This window comes from Trichococcus collinsii, from assembly GCF_900107505.1.
GTDB classification, from domain to species: Bacteria; Bacillota; Bacilli; order Lactobacillales; family Aerococcaceae; genus Trichococcus; species Trichococcus collinsii.
Genome location: NZ_FNQH01000003.1, coordinates 536,306 through 553,829, shown reverse-complemented (window position 1 = coordinate 553,829; position 17,524 = coordinate 536,306). Strand labels below are relative to the sequence as shown.

Genomic DNA, 17,524 nt, shown 5'->3' with positions numbered 1-17,524 from the left:
TTTTGACCCCGGTAGCTCCAGACCGCTAATATGGGCATCAGCAAGCTTGCCGGGCCGTGATGAGCATGCACAGGGACATCCCCTGCATCACGCCATCCACTATATTACGGAGGCAAAACCATGAATATCAAAAAAAGAATCTGCAGCGATGAAGCAGCAACAAATTTGACCGAGCTTTACGCGGGTGTCATCCATCATTGTCTGAAAAAAATCAATCGGTATCCGGACCACAACGACTACGATGACTTCTACCAATTAGGGCTGATCACCCTTTTTGACACGTACGAAACTTGCCTGAAGGACGCGCTCGCAACCGAGAACAGTTTTCTGTTCGTCAGCTATGCCAAACAAAAAATCCATTGGACCTTCCTGGACCAAATCCGCAAGGACCGGAAAAAAGAAAGCCGCGAAGCCTACCTTTCCGAAGAGGAGCTGGAGGAAATCCCCACTGCAGCCTCGTTTGAAGACCAACTGGAGCAAGAAGATCTGCTGCAACGTCTTTGCGCCTGTCTGACAGCTGAGGAGAATGCCTATCTGCGGGACGCATTGGAAGGACTGAACATCACCGAAATCGCCAAGAAACAAAAGATTTCGCGCAAAACAATCTACAAAAGAAGACGCCACATCCAAACCAAAGCCAGCACTTTTCTGAAGGTCTGAAAGACGGGGTTACACATTGCCTATCCCCCTTCGTCGTTATAAGTGTAAGCAGTCATGACACTTACCAGAAAAGAAAACGGAGGAATGCCAAATGGTGAAACAATACGAAGAAGGAAACATCGAGCTTTATTTCAATGATTTTGCAAACGAAAAGGAAATCAAACAGTCATTCGCGAACCTGAAACCAGGCGTCACTGCTGAACAGGTCCAATCCTTCCAATCAGCCGTATCCGGTCTCGTAGACTTGCCTGCAGCCTACGCAGTCGTTGTCGAAAAGAACCGCTACTCTATCGCCTAAGCCAACCGAAAGCAGCTCGATAACCACTACCCATCAGACATCTAGGAGGAAACAAACATGACGACAACTGTAACCTTGGAATTGAAATTTTTGACGGCCGACGGAAAAACCCGCAACTTGAGTGTCAAGAACCCGAAAAGCGGCTTGACATCGGCTGAACTGCAACCGGCAATGGACGCCATCATTGGCTTGAACGCCTTCGAAGTGAAAGGCATCAACCCCTTCACGGCAGTCAATAGCGCCCGCTACGTGGAACGCACCATCACTGACCTGATCGCGGAAGCCGAATAAAAATTAGAAAAGCAGTACAAGCCGCTTGGACTGCTGAACAGCTTAAGTATTCATCAACAATAAACAACCGCCCGGATGCGATTCCGGGCGGCTATTTTAGAAATTAGAGGAGGAATAGTATGAACTACACCATCGAAAAACGCATCTTTTCCATCTATCAGAATCCGCTCACCGCCAGCAACCTGATCATCGCCCACGAGTCCGGCAACCCGAACAACGTTGGCAAAAACAGCCTCGAGAACGAAGTCAGCTACATGCAGCGCAACTGGCAAAACGCCTTTGTATCACACTGGGTCGGCGGAGGCGGGAAAATAATCCAGATCGCCAACACAGGCAAAGTCCAATGGGGTGTCGGCCCGAAAGCGAATGGTTATGCCTATGCCCAAGTCGAGCTGGCGCGGACGAACAGCCGCTCCATCTTTGAACAGGATTACAAAGCCTATGTTTGGCTGCTGCAGAAATTGGCGTTGGAAGCAGATATCCCCTGCACGCTGAACAGCGGAGCGAGCGTGCATGACAAAGGTATCAAAACCCATTTCTGGGTTTCCAAGACTGTCGGCGGAACCAACCATACCGATCCGGATGGCTACCTCGCGAGTTGGGGTGTCTCGCAAGCCCGGTTCCGGCAGGACATCGAAGCTGGCCTCTCCGCGCTGCCTCCCCTTACGAGCGCTCCCGGCACATTCCTGCTGCACCGCGTCGTGAAAGGTGAAACGCTCTGGGGCTTGTCCCGCAAATATGGAACGACCCCGGCTACGCTTAAGCTGCTGAACCAGCTGTCGGGCAATCTGATCTTGATCGGCCAACAACTAAAGGTGCGCCAATACTGAACGATACCGGAAACCGCAATAAACCCATAGGATCCGGATCCCCGGTTGCCGTCGATGCCGTTGAAAGTGAATTACATTCTCTGCTCCTGTGAACGCAGGCTTCGCCGAAGTTCCGCCGCATTTTTGACTGCCAGCTCCGATGAGGCAAGCTTCTCCGAAAGTGAGGCCGATTATTACCGGTGTCCTCCGGCGAGCCGGATCCTCGCCGGAGCTGGGCGCCGATTTCGGCGCCAGAAAAAGAAGGTCAGCCCCGAATCATACTGGGGCTGACCTTCTTTTGTGTTTCCCATCAATAATAAGCGCGTTCGTAATTGAATTTACCGATATCCAGGTCCAAAAACTCTCTAATGATGGCATATTGTACCCCTATCGGCTCCTCTTTGACCTCAGCGTACAAGTTTTGGCAGCTCCTGAAAAATGCGGCCGCCTCATCCATCGTTTCGAACAGATATTCTTCCGCCACTGCATCGTCTTCCACAAAATGAATGACGACCCCTTTCTTGTCCTCTGTGAAATCCATCCCTAATACCGGTGTCATGAACATATGCAATCGATCCCTTCTCGTCTTGTTAAGTGGCCTCTGCTGCTTGATAAGACCTACACTGGTATTATCCGCAAAGTTTCGCACCAGCTTTTTTTATTTTTAAAAATTTTAAAATTATTTTCGCAGATGCTTGTTGAGCTCCTCCACCAACATGAAAACGGTCGTGGACGGGTTGTCCCGGGCAGGCGAAGGCGAGCGCTGGCTGTAGATTTTCTTGGCATTCTGAATGGCAGCAGGCTGCCTTGATAATAGTACGTCGTACATGTGCGGATTATTTTTTTGTAGAAAAACCCCAGCCGCTTCGACAGCATGTCAGGATAATGGAAGCGCGAAATCGATTTTTTGATCAGCTCGAAATGCAGCAGATACCAGATTTCGAAGGCTTCGTTGCTGTAGGCGGCACGGAAACCTTGCCGGTAATGCGTCTCGCAGAAAAAGACGGCTTCATTAAAGATATCCCGGTCAAATGAATCTTTGTCGAAAACCAGCCAAATTTCATCATATTCGTCAGGCCGAGTATCGACAACATCGCGGGCATAATTGACCAAGGACATCGTATTCATCGCCGTCCCGACGACTTCGACCTGCGCCGAGATGACATGAAAGCTACGGAAGTAGTTTGGCTCGGTCTTGGTGCCTTCACAGAGGATCAGGAAAGTTTTTTCCGGCCGTTTCGTTCCGACCGGCCGTTCAAATTTTTTCTTGTGGACCCTTCTTCTATTTTCCATTGTCGACCCACCAATCCAATGGCCGCGGGAACGGTATCGCTCCGTATTTACCATTCAGGTAGTTGCGGTAAAATTCAAAACTGTTCTTCCTTTCCTCGTCATCAAAACGATATTCCACCAAGGAAGTCAGGTGGCTGGCGCTGTAGCTGTCCTTTTCCACGAACCAGACTTGGTCCCTGCGGAAAAGGCTGCTGGACAGATTCGTGATGTCGTGCGTCGAATAGATCATCTGGGCGCCTTTATCGTTGACATCACCGGAAAAAAGTTCCAGCACATAGCGCGTCATCAAGGTGTGAAATTGCGTATCCATCTCATCGACCATCAGCAGTCCGCCCTTCTCTAGAGCCTCGATGATTGGTCCGGCCAATGCCAGGAGTTTGATGGTCCCAGCCGATTCGGTATCCTGGAATCGGAAATTTTCGCAATGCGGCTCTGCTTCCCCTGCTTCGTTGCGCCGAGTCTTGACGACGAAAAATGCCAATTCCGGCCGGCCATTGCGCGGATTGCCCAGTTCATGGACAACGATGTCCTGGATGGTGGGATCTGCCACTCGGATCAAGGCCAACAAATTATGTTTGTATTTGGAAAGGTGTATTTTCGCCATGGAAACGGCCAGGCCTATTTTCGAGGTGTCGAGTATGATGCGCATCTCCGTGAACCATTCGAGAAACAGTTTCAACTCCAGATGCTTGGCTGACTCGGGCGCGGAAAGCAAAGAGGACAACGCTAAACGCGTATCATCCAAAATGATGTGGCGGAACATTTCAGCCCATTCCCCACCGACGATTTTGCCTGTCGCATTCCGGAAGAAAAGATCCTTCTGCTCATCGCCTTCCAGATAAAGGAATTCCTCGGTCACCCGTTTGCGATTGACGAAAAACCCATAGCGATAAAGTTTCTTATCCAAAAGGAAACTGACTTCCAACATCGTATCTTTTTTCTCGGTGCGCGCATCCAGATGAAACGGTTCGATGTGGTCCAGCCATTCTGTGGACGTGTAATTCTGCAACAATATGCCTTCCTGGATCATCTTCATTGCCTTCAGCAGATTGCTTTTCCCACTGGCGTTCGCCCCATAAATCGTCGCCAATTTCGTTACGGCGATATTGTCCTTGCCATAAACGGACTCCGGGTGTTCACCAATTGGGCTGGCGACCATCGAAAAAGTAGCCTCATCCTTAAAAGAAAAAAAGTTCTCCATCACAATTTCCACGAGCATTTCAGCACCTCCTATACCAAAAAGTATAGCACCCTGGCGGCGTTTCTTCTAAGAATAACCGTCAAGAATTCAAAAGTGAAGAATGTTTTGAAATCGGATGCACGGATTCAGATTTGTAGACTGTTTGTGAATGTTTGCATGAAGAAATTCCCCTCTGAAATCAAAAAAGGCCCACTCCCATTCAAGAGTCGCCTTCCCCAATATCGATGAAATTATACAACCCCAACCAATAACCAACCGTCTTGAAAATCTCGTATTGCGCCAATCGCCTGCCGAGTTGCGTCTCGATCCAAGGAAAACCGTACGGACCGCCAGCAGAAACATATGTGAACGTCAAATGCTTCCCTTTCGCAGCTTTCTCGAAGCTATATTTGACCCGGTTCATGTGGTAATCGCTCGAAACAACAATCGCTGTGTCGAAACCATTTTCTTCCATCAATGCGATGCTGTAGACGGCATTGGTCCAAGTGCTGGTCGCTTGGTAATCTGCCAATATGTCATCATCCATCATCCCTAGCTCGCCGTATGGCTGCAGATGCAGCAGTTCGGCATCCACAAGCAGCGGCGAGACGATGATTTTTCCGGAATCGGAATAACCTTGCTCCAACAGTTCGGAAGCCTTTATCCCCCGCTCTGGTGCGCCTTCCGGGACGATGATGATGTCGGATACGACCGGTTCCTCATCGATTTCCAGATTGGCGAGGATGTAGAAGCTGATTGCCAAGGAGACGGTAGTCACAATCAAAAACACATTCAGCAGCAGCATGGTCAGTCTGGTCGATTCGTCCGTCTTCAGGAGGCTGCGCTCCTTGTCGAATGGGTATTTTTCCATTTTCCGCTATCCACATCCTTTCCGAACGCTTTTATCACTCTATTTTATCCGAAATGTAAAAATAAGCTATCGCTTTTTGTATTTTTTATTCTGAGGTAATCGTCAACCAATACTTGCGAGCGCTAACATGCTATGATTAAACTAACAAGGAATGAGGAGGAGAACGACATGAAACTAATGAACAAAGTCGCGGTTGTAACCGGAGGCGCTTCCGGTATGGGAGAAGCCATCTGTCGCCTATTCGCCAAAGAAGGCGCAAGAGTAGTTATTGCTGATTACAACTACGAGGGTGCACTGAAAGTCGCAAACGAAATCAACGCTGAAACTCTGGACGCTGCCGCTGCCGTCAAAACCGATATCTCCATCGAAGCCGATGCCGACGCCATGATCGATACCGCCATCGCTCTCTTCGGTAAAGTAGACATCCTCGTCAACAACGCCGGCATCATGGATGGCTTCGAACCAGTCGGAGAAGTCTCAAATGAGCGTTGGGATCATGTTTTCGCCGTCAACGTCAACGGTCCGATGTATGCCAGCCGCAAAGTGATCCAATATTTTCTGGAACAGGGCAGCGGCAATATCATCAACATCGCTTCGATTGGGGGCCTGCAAGGCGGTCGCGCTGGTGCGGCCTATGTCGCTTCCAAACATGCGGTCATCGGGCTGACTAAAAACACGGCTTTCATGTACGCGAAAAAAGGCATCCGCTGCAACGCAATCGCCCCGGGAGCTGTCGCTACCAATATCGCCCAATCGATGGGCACCGTCAGCACCTTTGGGCAGCAAACGACAGGCGTCGGCATGGCCATAAATCCGGCTTTCGGAATGCCCGACCAGATTGCTTCCGTTGCTCTCTTTCTGGCGTCCGCCGACTCCAGTTTCGTCAACGGTTCCGTCGTCACCGCGGATGGCGGCTGGACCAGCTACTGAAACAAGCTTACTGTCACAGAAAAAACGAATGCGGCTGTTCCGAAAGAAGCCGCATTCGTTTTTTCTTATATACGTGATGCCTGCTGGATAAACGGAGCGGTTCCTCCGGGGAAGGAAGTCTTCGTCGGAGGAGCGGACGCGATTGAACTCGTTGCTCCGGCGAAAAGCGGCTCACCGGAGTAGACATTCGGATGTTAGCTCCAGCTAAGGGGAAGCATGCTGTCGCCGGAGTTCCGGATCCAAACCGCGTTTTTTTATCCAACCTTTTTATCCTCCAGCCAGATTTTCCTCGAAATGAAATTCCAAGCCATAACGAACACGGTGGCAGCAACCTTCGCAACCAGATAGTATAATTCCACTTGATCCACGAATAGCCACATCAGCACTTGGTTCAAGCCCAAGCCGATGACGCTGAGGGTGACAAACAAAAGCAACTCCTGACGCTTCTCGGCTTCACCGAAGCGGCTCGTGAACACGTAGCGCATGCTCGCCGCATAATTGAACAGCGTCGCCGCCACGAATGCCAGCGCAGCGGCCGTCAAATAATGCAGGCCGATGAAATCGGCCAAAATATAAAGAATCAGAAAATCCAGCACCGTCGCCACGACACCGACAAGTCCGAATTTCATCACTTGGGCCATCAGTTTAGTCATCGTCCTGCCCCTTCCTGCGGTCAGTCGGCAAGTCAACATCCGTCTCCTTCAAAATGTAGAGTGGACGTCGCTTCGTCTCCATGAAGGTTTTCCCCAGGTATTTTCCGAGGATCCCTAGGCAAAGCAACTGTAAGCCGCCCATCCCTAAAATGATAACGATGAGCGAAGTCCAACCAGAAGTTTCATTTCCGAAAACCAACGTCCGAACGGTCAGAATCAAGGCTGCCAAAATCGCGAGCGCGAACGACAGGAAGCCGGTAAAGGCGGCAATCGCCAACGGTGCCTCGGAAAAGGCCGCAATCCCGTCCAGCGAATATTTGAACAGGCTCCAGAACGACCAAGTCGTTTTGCCGGCGACGCGTTCCTGATTTTCGTAGGAAAGGTACTTCGTCTCGAAGCCGACCCAGCTGAAGATTACTTTCGAAAACCTGTTATATTCGGTCATCTCAAGCACCGCATCGACCATCTGGCGCGTCATCAAGCGGAAATCCCGGGCGCCGTCGACAATCTCGGTAGCGGAGATGCGGTTGATAAGATGATAGAACTGGCGCGCGAAAAAGGAGCGGATCGGCGGCTCTCCTTTACGGTCAAGCCTTTTTGTGCCAATGCAATCGTATTCGCCTGTACGAATCAGGGCAACCATCTCCACCAGCATAGCCGGTGGGTCCTGAAGATCCGAATCCATCACGGCAATATAATCCCCGGTCGCGTGGCGCAGTCCCGCCACCATCGCCGCTTCTTTGCCGAAGTTGCGCGAAAAGGAAAGGTAATGCACGCGCTCATCCAGCGCGGCCAGCCGCTTCAGTTCCGCCAATGTGGCATCCTTAGAGCCGTCATTCACGAAAATCAGTTCGAATGCGGCATCTGTCAGTTGGTCGCTGACCGCGGCGATCTCTTTATAAAAAATCGGCACCATCTCTTCCTCGTTGTGGCAAGGAACGATGATGGAAATGACATCTTTTGACATGTGTCCACCCCTGCGTGTTCTTTCAGAATTCTTAGCTTTCTTTTATCGTATCATACTTAACGAAGGTTGGCCGTCTATTTCTTGAAATGTTTCAGCAAACCGAGGCATCGCGTTTCGACGTACTTCTGCCACAAGTACGCCACCGGCAAAGCGAACAGCGGCGATAGCAACAGGGCCATTTCGGGCGGGATGATCTGGCCGAGTAACGTCACAAAGAGGACGATCGATGTCGTGTGCGTCAGGTACAGGCTGAAGGACAGCTTTCCCAAGAGCAGCAGCGGTTTCGATTTGAAAAACGCCGTCAAACGCGGCGACTCCAAACACAACAAAAGGAACAAAATGATGCCCAACCCCGTCAGCAAAAGCGTATGCCGCACGCGGAAAGACAAACCAAGCGCCGCCAGAATCCACTGGCTCGGAATCAAGAACGGAATCGCCCAGGCCGATAGGATCCGGAAACGGCGATGTCCCTGTACAAAGGTCCTGATGACTGGAAGATGCTTCGCCAGCACCGCCCCCATCACAAAAAAAATCGCATAATAATTGGTCCGGTTGAGCGACTCCGACAGCTGAGCCAACCAAGTCGTATCGCTCTGCATTCCCCAGTTCGTCAATGCCTCGATCCCCAACTGCATGACAGTATAATATCCGAGTACTTTCCTTGTCCGATTGCGGTGAAGAGCCACTGCTACGAAAGGCAGGATGAAGGATAAGCGCCATTCCTGGACCATGCTCCAGAAGGCGCCGCTCAGTATATTCAGATTGTAGTCATACCCGAGAAAATATAGCAGCATCTCCAGCGCATTCGGTACCCTTTTCCATTTAACATTGAACGAACCGCTCAAATCGATCGTATCATGTTTCAATGCTCCGAACAGCGCAATCAGGATGACCGTCACCGCGATGACAAGCACATAAGGCAGCATCAGGCGGATCCAACGTTTGATGATGAACGGCTTGAAGTCCAGTTTGCGACCACTCAGATACGGCCGCGCCAGGACGAAACCGCCGATGATGTAGAAAACCAAAACCGCTTCATTGCCGCCCCAGATTATTTTTAATGGCGTCTGCGCCGCCACCCTCCAAAAGGAATTGGCAAAGATTTTGTATTCATTGGCACTGTAACCATAAACTGTCCAGACCGCCATGTGGAAAATCATGACAATGACCGAGGCTAATCCCCGCATGCCGTCAAAGATTTCGATCCGTTGGCTTTGGCCGGATTTTTGCATAAACATTCACTCCCATTGTTTCGAGACTATCGCAATATTCCTTACTATGTTAGAGCAAATGTTACAAAAATTCAAATTGTTTAATTTTATGAGCATTTCGTATATATATATTTCGAAGCCGAGATGTTATACTGTACTTACATGCGGTAAGTGAACCAAAAACCGCATCAAATATACAATTAGTGGAGGAAAACACATGAATGTTTTAGTAGTAAAAGGAAACAACAGACCAGCAGAAGAAGCAATTTCTTCAAAAATGTACGAAACTTTTTTGGCAGCAGCTAAAGAAAATAAAGATTTGAATGTAACAACCTACAATGTCTTTTCAGAAGACATGCCTTACTTGGGCCAAGATCTTTTCGGCGCATACGGCAAAATGGCTGTGGGCGAAGAATTGACCGACATCGAAACACGCCTTTTGGCAGCAAAACAAAAAGCAATGGATGCAGTGACTGCTGCTGACGTGATCGTATTCGCCTTCCCATTGTGGAACTTGACGATCCCGGCTAAATTGCAAACATTCATCGACTACATCTTTGCAGCCGGCTTTGCTTTCAAATATGATGAAACAGGCACAATGGTTGCTTTGATGCCTGAAAAGAAAGTCATCCTTCTGAATGCACGCGGCGGCAACTACTCCTCTCCTGAAATGGCTCCAATGGACATGGGCGTCAACTACATGCGCAACGTATTTGCTGGCGTATTCGGAATGGAAATCATCGGCGAAGTCATCATCGAAGGACACGCAGCAGCTCCTGATCAAGCAGCAGCAATTATCGAAGAAGGCTTAGCAAAAGTAGAAGCACTAGCCAAATCTTTATAATAAAGAAAAGCGGAACGGGTTCGTTCAGCCCTGAATAAGGAAACACTGTGACCTAAATGGTCAAGTGTATCATGCCTCTAAGCGATTGAAATCGCAAGAGTCATGACAATTTAGGAAATCTGACCTCGCAACGTTCCCTACGGTCACCTTGTACTGGGACTCTAAGGGATGAATCCCTAAGACTCCCATGCAACTGAGCATCGTAGAGCGCAATTGCTGAGAGACTTCCTGCGTCAGCAGGTTAGTCGAATAGTATGTCTTGGCTCGCAGAGACAAGAGGTTCCTTATATCACTTTTCCGAAGGGCTAACCCGTGAAGCTAGCCATCGAAAAATATGGACGCACCCAGTAATCGGACTGGTGTGCGTCTTTTTTTATGTTGTTTACAATCATAATCCTGACTTTAGATTGACAAAATCATTTCATTTATTGTTGACAGTCCTCACACAACTATGCAATAATACAAAACGTAATCATTTCGATTTGCCACTATTTATTTTTCAGGAGGACAAAATGAAGAAAAAATATAGAATATTCCGATGGATGATCGGCAGTCTGCTCGTTTTGAGTTTGGCGGCTTGCCAGTCCGATCCGGAAACCGAAGAAACTGCAGAATCGAGTACTACTGCCGAAATCACGTTAGAACCCGTCAACCTACAGAACCAAGCTACCATTGATGCCGCCAACGGCATTTTTGAGGACAGCCAAGTTGCCGATCGCGCTTTGAGCGACTGGGAAGGAGAATGGCAATCGGTCTACCCTTACCTGCTGGATGGTACACTTGACAGCGTGTTCTCAGAAAAAGCCGAAGAAACTGGCGAAAAGACCGCAGAAGAATACAAGGAATACTACACGATCGGCTACGAATCAACCTTTACCGGCCTTACGATTACCGGCGATTCCATCACGTTCTACGAAGGCGATACCACACGCACCGGCTCTTACGCTTACAGCGGCTATCAGATTCTGACCTACGAATCCGGCAAAAAAGGTGTCCGCTACTTGTTCGAATGCATGGATGATACCCAAAATACACCGAAGTACGTCCAGTTCAGTGACCATATCATCGAACCCACCGCTTCCGCCCATTTCCACATTTATCTAGGAGATGATAGCCACGCAAAGCTCCTTGAGGAGATGGAAAACTGGCCGACTTTTTACCCAGCCGGGATGGACGGGGATGAAATTGTTGAGGAGATGTTGCATCATTGATCTGATAGTGGATCACCCGGAGCTGACGATCTGTCACAAAAATAAGCAAAAAATCTCCGGCAAGCGGGTGCCTGCTGGAGATTTTTTTCATTACACTATCAGAAACACCGCTTGTCGACCCAGCCTAGTGTTTTGCCATTCAGCGTCACAAGCGCATAGTAGCCGTCCGCCGATTCCTGAATGACCTGAACAGATGTATTCAGGTAGGAACTGGTCAGGCCCAGCATCGTGAAGCCCGGCGTGCCCCACGGCAAACTATCGATTGAATAGCCGACCGAGCGGATAGTGGAGACGTAATTCACCGCTTTTGTATTCAAAGCTGCCAAAGCACGGTAGTCGACCCAACCCAAGTTCTGGCCGTTCAACTGAACCAGCTTGTAATTCCCGTCAGTGGATTCCGCTACGACCTTCACGAGGCTACCCAAATAATTGTTCGTGCTGTCCAACTGTTGATACCCGGTTGTTCCCCATGGCAGGCTGTCGATCGAATAATTTTGGCCTGAGATTCCGGCGTAATAGGAAACTTGGCGCGCATTGCTGAAGGCCCGTTTGTCGATCCAGCCAATCCGTTGACCGTCGATGGCGATTTCCGCGTAGGCACCGTTCGCACTTTCCCGCAGCACAGTAGCTAAATTCCCGAAATAAGCCGCTGCATCGGAGAACTTGACGAAACCTGGCTCACCCCATGGCAAGCTGTCAATCGAATAATTGCCGTTCATGATCGGCAGGCTGTAATTCACCGCGACTGTCGAAAAATTCTGTAGCCCTCTGCTGTCGATCCACCCCAACGGCTTCCCATCAAGCGTAATATATGCGTACGCACCATTTGCCGTTTTGCGGGTCACCAAAACTTCTTTGCCATAATAATTCGCGGATGAATCCAGATAAACATAACCCGCTTCACCCCACGGCTGGCTGTCGATCGAAAAATTTGTGCCTGAAACGATCGCCGTATAAGAAACGGCAGTGGCATCGAAGCTTTCAAAAGCGCGGTAGTCAACCCAGCCCAACGGTGAGCCGTTATAAGCCAAGCATAAGTAAGCACCGTCCGCCGATTTACCGATCACAGTGACGGACTTGCCGACATAAGAGCTGCTCCAGTCAAGCGTCCGATAGCCGGAAGTCCCCCAAGGCAAGCTGTCGATCGAGTAGTTTCCCTTGCGGATGACCGCATTGTAGCTAGGGAAAGACGCATTGAAAGCCCGCTTGTCGATCCAGCCCAGTTTCACACCGTCGACCGAAATTTCGGCATAGATACCATTTGCCGTTTCCCGGATAACAGTCGCCAATTTCCCGTAGTAAGCCGCTGTATCAGCGATAGGAACATAGCCCGGTTCTCCCCATGGCAATGAATCGATCGAGTAACCGCTGTTCATGATAGGTAATGTGTAGCTGGCTGGAACGGTGGAAAAGGTCTTCAGCGCATCCATGTCGACCCAACCCAATTCCTTGCCGGCGCAGAAAATAAGCGCGTATTGTCCATCAACAGTTTGCTTCGTGACCGCGACTTCCTTGCCGTAGTAGTTCGAACAAGGCTCCAAATATTTGTAACCGATCGTCCCCCAAGGCAGACTGTCGATCGAGAAGTTTGTGGACGATACGATTGCGTTGTAATTCACGGCCACTGTTTTCGGCCCATCGAATTTAGTCAGATCATAGGCGCTGATAATGGCATTCAGCTTGATATAATAGGAAGAATCAGTCGCATAACGCCCAGTCAAATACAGCGTGGCATCCTGGTAACTGGTCGTATTTTCCTTCCAAGTCCCTTTGTAATAATTCGGATCCCAACTGACGCCATTACGCAGTTTTTCCGCATAATCGATCATCGATTCATAATAGGAAGGATACAGCCTGAAAAAAGCATCAATCCAGATGATTGACCCGTCGCTTTCTTCCTCCCATGTGCGCATCACGATAGAATTCCCATCGTAGGAACCTTTGATGCCGAAGAGATTGTTGCCGACCGTACTGAGCTTGCTGGTACCGTAGGCTGTCTCCAGCGATGCTTGGGCTATCATTACCGAGGCGTAGAGATTGTAGTCGTTGCCGATTTCAGTAGCGTATTTCCCAAGATAGTTCACAAATTCCGCCTTCGTGGCGAATGTCCGCGTCTCCTTGTCGATCTCCGTATAGGCATTCGTGCCGTTGACGCTCAGCAGCTGCCCGATATTGATGAGGGTGCTCGTCAAACTGTTCCAGCGCGTCAGGCTGGCGACATCCGTGCTGTAGTGAGTGGCGATCTTCTGCAGCGTATCGCCGGACTGGACGTAATAATACCAAGTCCCTTTCGCTTCCTCGACGGCAGCGGCAGTTGCTGTCATCATAGGGGCTTGAGCCGTTTCTTCAGCATCAGCCGATTCCGGATTGGTCTCTCCGATTGGTTCAGCGCTGCTGTCTTCGGTTCCAAACTCCACCTCAGGGTCCGAATCCGTTGCAGGTTTCTCCCCAACCGGTGAAGATGGTTCACTTGGGATTGCATGCGGGTCTTCCGCATCCACAGCTGCCTCCTCTTCAGTTCCTTCCGCTGAGGGCAGAAGCCAATCCGACTCGCTCAACAAGATTGTTTGGGTAGCATCCTTATAGACTTTCACCTGCAAAACCGTCGTCCCTTCAGGAACACTCGCCAATGCAACCCTAAAAATTCCGGCTTCATCTGCGGTTTGCTCGCCAACTTTGCTCTCTCCTGCACAAACAACTACATACGCATTTGGTTCAGTCGTTCCTGAAAGCTGATTGGTTCCATAAATCCCCTCATCCAGAATGGTTTCGGCTTTAACCGGCAAGTTGTTTTCCGCAACAGCAACTATTTCCTCATCCTTTAAAAGTTCTGCCGATACCGCAGGTTCCTCCGCTGTTCCCAAAGGGAGCGTTGGATTTGTCGCTTCGGTCGGCACCGAAACTGCAGAAGCTTCCTCTTCAGCAAAAGCGACTTTGTTTCCGACAAGGAAGCTTGCGGCCATGCTTGATAAAGCGATATAAGTTCTTAGGTATTTTTTTTGAACAATCTTCATAGTACCCCTCCATATGTATCGACGGATTTCTTAAGATTTCTTAAAATTAGATATGTTTATTATATCACTCCGCGCAGAAAACTAATTATTACTTTTTTGTTACAAGCGTTTTCATGATTGCTCGATTTTCAGCAGAAGATGCCGCATCATTGGTATGGTACCGAATCACCGGAAGCGGTGCTCCGGTGAACGACGGCTTCGCCGGAGTTGACGGTTTTTTCGGGGTATCCTTCTCCGGGGAGCGATCCTTCGTCGTAGTTGGCTGCTGTTTTTGGTTGTCTCCTCCGGGGAGCTTCCGCTCGCCGGAAAAGGAACAGTTTTCGTTGCTCTCCTCCGGTGTGCGGGCTCTTAACCGGAGCTAGATCTGCATTTCCTCAAGTGTTTCATCAGCGCCACTGCGACGATCAAAGAAAATGTCACTTTCTATTTCAAAACCTTCGCGCTCGATCGCTGGTTCAATCCGGACAAAGTCGTCTTCGATGACGGCTCCTTCCCCGGCAAACCAGAACCGGACATCTTCCTGCACGCCGCAAAGAAAATCGGCGTCGCTCCCGACGAATGTCTGCAAGGATGGCGTCATCACGGACTTTCACGGATTCACGCAGCGGATTTTTACGGAGAAAGCCTGAAAAAAACTAAAAGAAGCCGGAAGAATCATCTCTCAACAGATGGTTCTTCCGGCTTCCATTTTTTTATTCCATGATTGTGATATTCTTTAGAATCCGTTTATTCGAAATAACCCACAATTCCTACAGTGATTGCTTTTGCCAAAGTCGTCTGATAGCTGGTCGTAGTCAATTTTGCCAATTCGGTCGGTGAGCTCATGTAACCCAATTCGAGCAACACAGCAGGAATAGCCGTTTCGCGCAGAACAGCGAATGTGTTCCGACGCACACCGCGATCAAGTGCCCCCGTATTTTCAACCAAGGAATCCTGGATTGCTGAAGCCAATTGGGCGCTTTCCAGAATGCGTGTCGGATCATTGTGCATTTCTTCATTGATTATCGGCGGATAGTCAGAGTCGTATTGATAGTAATACGTCTCGATTCCTGTGACAGTTGCATTCGAAGGCATCGCATTGTGGTGAATGCTGACAAAAATTTCCGCTCCCGAAGCATTCGCTTCTTCCGAGCGCTCCAGCAAGCCAACGTATGTATCCGTTGTGCGCGACATGATGACCGTGAATCCTAACGCTTCCAGATTCGCTTTCACCTTATTTGAAACAGCCAGGTTGATCGTCTTTTCCATCACGCTGCTGTATGTCGCGCCGGCTTCCCAGCCGCCATGACCCGGATCAAGGAATACTGTGTGGTTCAATTCAGCAACCGTCAAGGCGTCCTTCGCAATCCAACCCAATACTTTACCGTTCAGGGAAACTAATGCCCAACGGACACCATCCGCGGTCAATTTCTCTTGACTGACCGTTACACCGGAACCAAGATAACTTGAAGTGTAGCCTACTGTCTGGTAGCCTTCCACCCCCCACGGCAAAGAATTGATACCGTCCGTACCGCGTGTGATTGTAGCTTTATAGAAAGTGTCGGTCGTTGTGACAACCTTATTGAAGAGCGCATCCTTCGCAATCCAACCGAGCTCTTTTCCGTTGATGGAAATCAAAGCCCGAGTCACGCCATTATCCGTTACTTGCTCTTTTGATACAGTGACTCTTTGTCCCAGATAAGTATAGCTATATCCGATTGTTTTGTAGCCTTTCATTCCCCACGGCAATGTGTTGATGCCATCAGTTCCTCGCAAAACAGTCGCTTGATACGAAACGGTCTTCGAAGAGACAACTTGGACATAAGTAGGTTCCGTCAAAGCTGCTTTCGCGATCCAACCAATCTGGCTGCCGTCAATCGAAATCAAAGCCCAGGTCACACCATTGTCCGCCACTTTTTCTTGAACGACGGTCACTTGCTTTCCGAGATAATCGGAGCTAGAGCCAATGGTTTTATAACCTCTCGTTCCCCATGGCTGGGTGTTGATGCCATCCCCACTTCGAGTGACTGTAGCTGGATAATCTACATCGGTAGTCGACAAGATTTCCACATAGACAACCTTCTTCAGAGCATCCTTGGCTATCCAACCTAATTGATTGCCGTCCAAGGTAATAAATGCCCAAGTCACACCATTGTCAGCTACTTTTTCCTGCGTGACAAGAACTTCTTTGTTTAAATAGTCTGTGCTGTTGGCTAGCGTTTGATAACCTCTTGTACCCCAAGGTTGCGAATTGATAGCATCGCCGTCGCGGACAATTGTGGCATCATACTCGACGGTTGTCTGTGACACGATTTGCACATAATTTGGTTCGGTCAAAGCCCCTGTGGCAATCCATCCTAATTGTTTGCCATCAACTGTGATCAACGCCCACGTTACGCCGTTTTCAAGCACCTTTTCTTGCGTCACCGTGGCGGTCTTGCCTAGGTATGCAGAACTGAGAAACATTGTCTTGAAGCCGCGCATTCCCCATGGAACTGTGTTTATTGCATCCGTACCGCGTGTGATTGTGGCGGTATACTGGATATCGGTCGTCTCCAGCACTTCCAAATAATCCGGTTCGGTCAAAGCATCTCTGGCGATCCAACCGAGTTGTGTTCCGTTCAGTGAAATCAAAGCCCAAGTGACACCATTTTCGATCGTTTGTTCCTGGGTAACCGTGACGTTCTTGCCTAAGTATTCAGAGCTGTATGTCAATATTTTAAACCCGCGCGTTCCCCATGGCGCTGCGTTGATGGCATCCGTGTTACGTGTAACCGTAGCCGTGTATTCGATGTCGACCGTATTCAGCACCTCGAGATAATCCGGTTCAACCGGTTCAGACAGGGCTGTCTTTGCGATCCAACCAATTGCTGTGCCATTGATTGAAACATACGCCCACGTTACGCCATTATCAGCCAATTTTTCTTGCGTGACCTCCACCGTTTTGCCTATGTAGTCGGCGCTCCAGGCAATCGTTGCGAATCCCGGCGTTCCCCAAGGCTGAGTATTGATCGCATCAGTTGCTGAAAGTACGTGTGCCTGATAATTCACTTCTGTGGTCGACAGGATCTGTACGTTGATTTGTGTCGAAACGGCGCTTGTCCCGCTCTGTTCTTCCGCAGATACAGAAGGCATACTTGCCGTACCTAAAGTCACTAGGACTGCACTTGCCAGCGTAATTCTGCGCCAATGTGCTCTATTTCCATGAAACATCCTCTTAAATTCCTCCTCCAGACAATCCTTGCATCAAAATACCATTGATTTTTGAATGCATTTTCATCTTACCATTTTTTTAATATGAATGGCACCAAAA

Annotated in this window: 16 protein-coding genes and 1 pseudogene; 8 read left to right on the top strand and 9 right to left on the bottom strand. The window is 49.3% G+C overall.

Annotated elements, in window-relative coordinates; genetic code table 11:
- Window positions 1-120: 120 nt before the first annotated feature.
- The 4 genes from BLV66_RS10045 (at window position 121) to BLV66_RS10030 (ending at window position 2,079) form a co-directional block, all read left to right on the top strand.
- The gene (locus tag BLV66_RS10045; protein ID WP_086985960.1) at window positions 121-660 is read left to right on the top strand and encodes a sigma-70 family RNA polymerase sigma factor; all 540 of its coding nucleotides are present in this window, start codon (window positions 121-123) and stop codon (window positions 658-660) included.
- 91 nt (window positions 661-751) lie between these two features.
- Window positions 752-958, top strand: coding sequence for a DUF1659 domain-containing protein (locus BLV66_RS10040; RefSeq protein ID WP_086985959.1), 207 nt, complete (start codon window positions 752-754; stop codon window positions 956-958).
- Window positions 959-1,015: 57 nt separating this feature from the next.
- Window positions 1,016-1,249: a DUF2922 domain-containing protein gene (locus BLV66_RS10035; RefSeq protein ID WP_068622645.1), complete on the top strand. Its 234-nt coding sequence runs from the start codon at window positions 1,016-1,018 to the stop codon at window positions 1,247-1,249.
- 119 nt (window positions 1,250-1,368) lie between these two features.
- Window positions 1,369-2,079, top strand: coding sequence for a LysM peptidoglycan-binding domain-containing protein (locus BLV66_RS10030; protein WP_086985958.1), 711 nt, complete (start codon window positions 1,369-1,371; stop codon window positions 2,077-2,079).
- Window positions 2,080-2,368: 289 nt separating this feature from the next.
- Here BLV66_RS10030 and BLV66_RS10025 read toward each other — a convergent pair whose 3' ends face one another.
- From BLV66_RS10025 to BLV66_RS10010, 4 genes are all read right to left on the bottom strand, one after another.
- Complete coding sequence (locus tag BLV66_RS10025) at window positions 2,369-2,623, bottom strand: hypothetical protein (RefSeq protein ID WP_086985957.1); 255 nt, start codon at window positions 2,621-2,623, stop codon at window positions 2,369-2,371.
- A gap of 53 nt (window positions 2,624-2,676) precedes the next feature.
- Entirely contained in the window at window positions 2,677-3,351 is a 675-nt protein-coding gene (locus BLV66_RS10020) for an RloB family protein (protein WP_176974216.1), read from the bottom strand.
- Window positions 3,341-4,570: an AAA family ATPase gene (locus BLV66_RS10015; RefSeq protein WP_086985955.1), complete on the bottom strand. Its 1,230-nt coding sequence runs from the start codon at window positions 4,568-4,570 to the stop codon at window positions 3,341-3,343. The genes BLV66_RS10020 and BLV66_RS10015 overlap by 11 nt, the downstream gene beginning before the upstream one ends.
- Window positions 4,571-4,751: 181 nt before the next feature.
- On the bottom strand, window positions 4,752-5,402 hold the full coding sequence (locus tag BLV66_RS10010) for a YdcF family protein (RefSeq protein WP_086985954.1): 651 nt from the start codon (window positions 5,400-5,402) through the stop codon (window positions 4,752-4,754).
- A gap of 168 nt (window positions 5,403-5,570) precedes the next feature.
- Between BLV66_RS10010 and BLV66_RS10005 the strand changes: the two genes are divergently transcribed.
- Complete coding sequence (locus tag BLV66_RS10005) at window positions 5,571-6,332, top strand: glucose 1-dehydrogenase (RefSeq protein WP_086985953.1); 762 nt, start codon at window positions 5,571-5,573, stop codon at window positions 6,330-6,332.
- A gap of 254 nt (window positions 6,333-6,586) precedes the next feature.
- Here BLV66_RS10005 and BLV66_RS10000 read toward each other — a convergent pair whose 3' ends face one another.
- The 3 genes from BLV66_RS10000 to BLV66_RS09990 all read right to left on the bottom strand — a co-directional run bounded on the left by BLV66_RS10000 (window position 6,587) and on the right by BLV66_RS09990 (window position 9,184).
- The gene (locus BLV66_RS10000; RefSeq protein ID WP_086985952.1) at window positions 6,587-6,985 is read right to left on the bottom strand and encodes a GtrA family protein; all 399 of its coding nucleotides are present in this window, start codon (window positions 6,983-6,985) and stop codon (window positions 6,587-6,589) included.
- The gene (locus BLV66_RS09995; RefSeq protein ID WP_086985951.1) at window positions 6,978-7,952 is read right to left on the bottom strand and encodes a glycosyltransferase family 2 protein; all 975 of its coding nucleotides are present in this window, start codon (window positions 7,950-7,952) and stop codon (window positions 6,978-6,980) included. Before BLV66_RS09995 ends, BLV66_RS10000 begins: the two co-directional genes overlap by 8 nt.
- 74 nt (window positions 7,953-8,026) lie before the next feature.
- Window positions 8,027-9,184: an acyltransferase family protein gene (locus tag BLV66_RS09990; protein ID WP_176974215.1), complete on the bottom strand. Its 1,158-nt coding sequence runs from the start codon at window positions 9,182-9,184 to the stop codon at window positions 8,027-8,029.
- Between the two features lie 196 nt (window positions 9,185-9,380).
- Between BLV66_RS09990 and BLV66_RS09985 the strand changes: the two genes are divergently transcribed.
- Together BLV66_RS09985 and BLV66_RS09980 are read left to right on the top strand one after the other, a co-directional pair.
- Window positions 9,381-10,007 carry an FMN-dependent NADH-azoreductase gene (locus tag BLV66_RS09985; protein WP_086985949.1) on the top strand — a complete coding sequence of 209 codons (627 nt, stop codon included), beginning with the start codon at window positions 9,381-9,383 and terminating at the stop codon, window positions 10,005-10,007.
- A gap of 512 nt (window positions 10,008-10,519) precedes the next feature.
- Complete coding sequence (locus tag BLV66_RS09980; RefSeq protein ID WP_086985948.1) at window positions 10,520-11,218, top strand: metal-binding protein ZinT; 699 nt, start codon at window positions 10,520-10,522, stop codon at window positions 11,216-11,218.
- Between the two features lie 98 nt (window positions 11,219-11,316).
- Here BLV66_RS09980 and BLV66_RS09975 read toward each other — a convergent pair whose 3' ends face one another.
- Complete coding sequence (locus BLV66_RS09975) at window positions 11,317-14,232, bottom strand: GW dipeptide domain-containing protein (RefSeq protein ID WP_086985947.1); 2,916 nt, start codon at window positions 14,230-14,232, stop codon at window positions 11,317-11,319.
- A gap of 391 nt (window positions 14,233-14,623) precedes the next feature.
- Here BLV66_RS09975 and BLV66_RS15800 point away from each other — a divergent pair.
- A pseudogene (locus BLV66_RS15800) lies at window positions 14,624-14,797 on the top strand (HAD family hydrolase); the annotation flags it as partial.
- Window positions 14,798-14,958: 161 nt separating this feature from the next.
- On the opposite strand, the gene BLV66_RS09965 reads toward BLV66_RS15800, so the two are convergent.
- Window positions 14,959-17,424, bottom strand: a complete 2,466-nt coding sequence (locus tag BLV66_RS09965) for a GW dipeptide domain-containing protein (protein ID WP_093114558.1) — start codon at window positions 17,422-17,424, stop codon at window positions 14,959-14,961.
- Window positions 17,425-17,524: the final 100 nt, after the last annotated feature.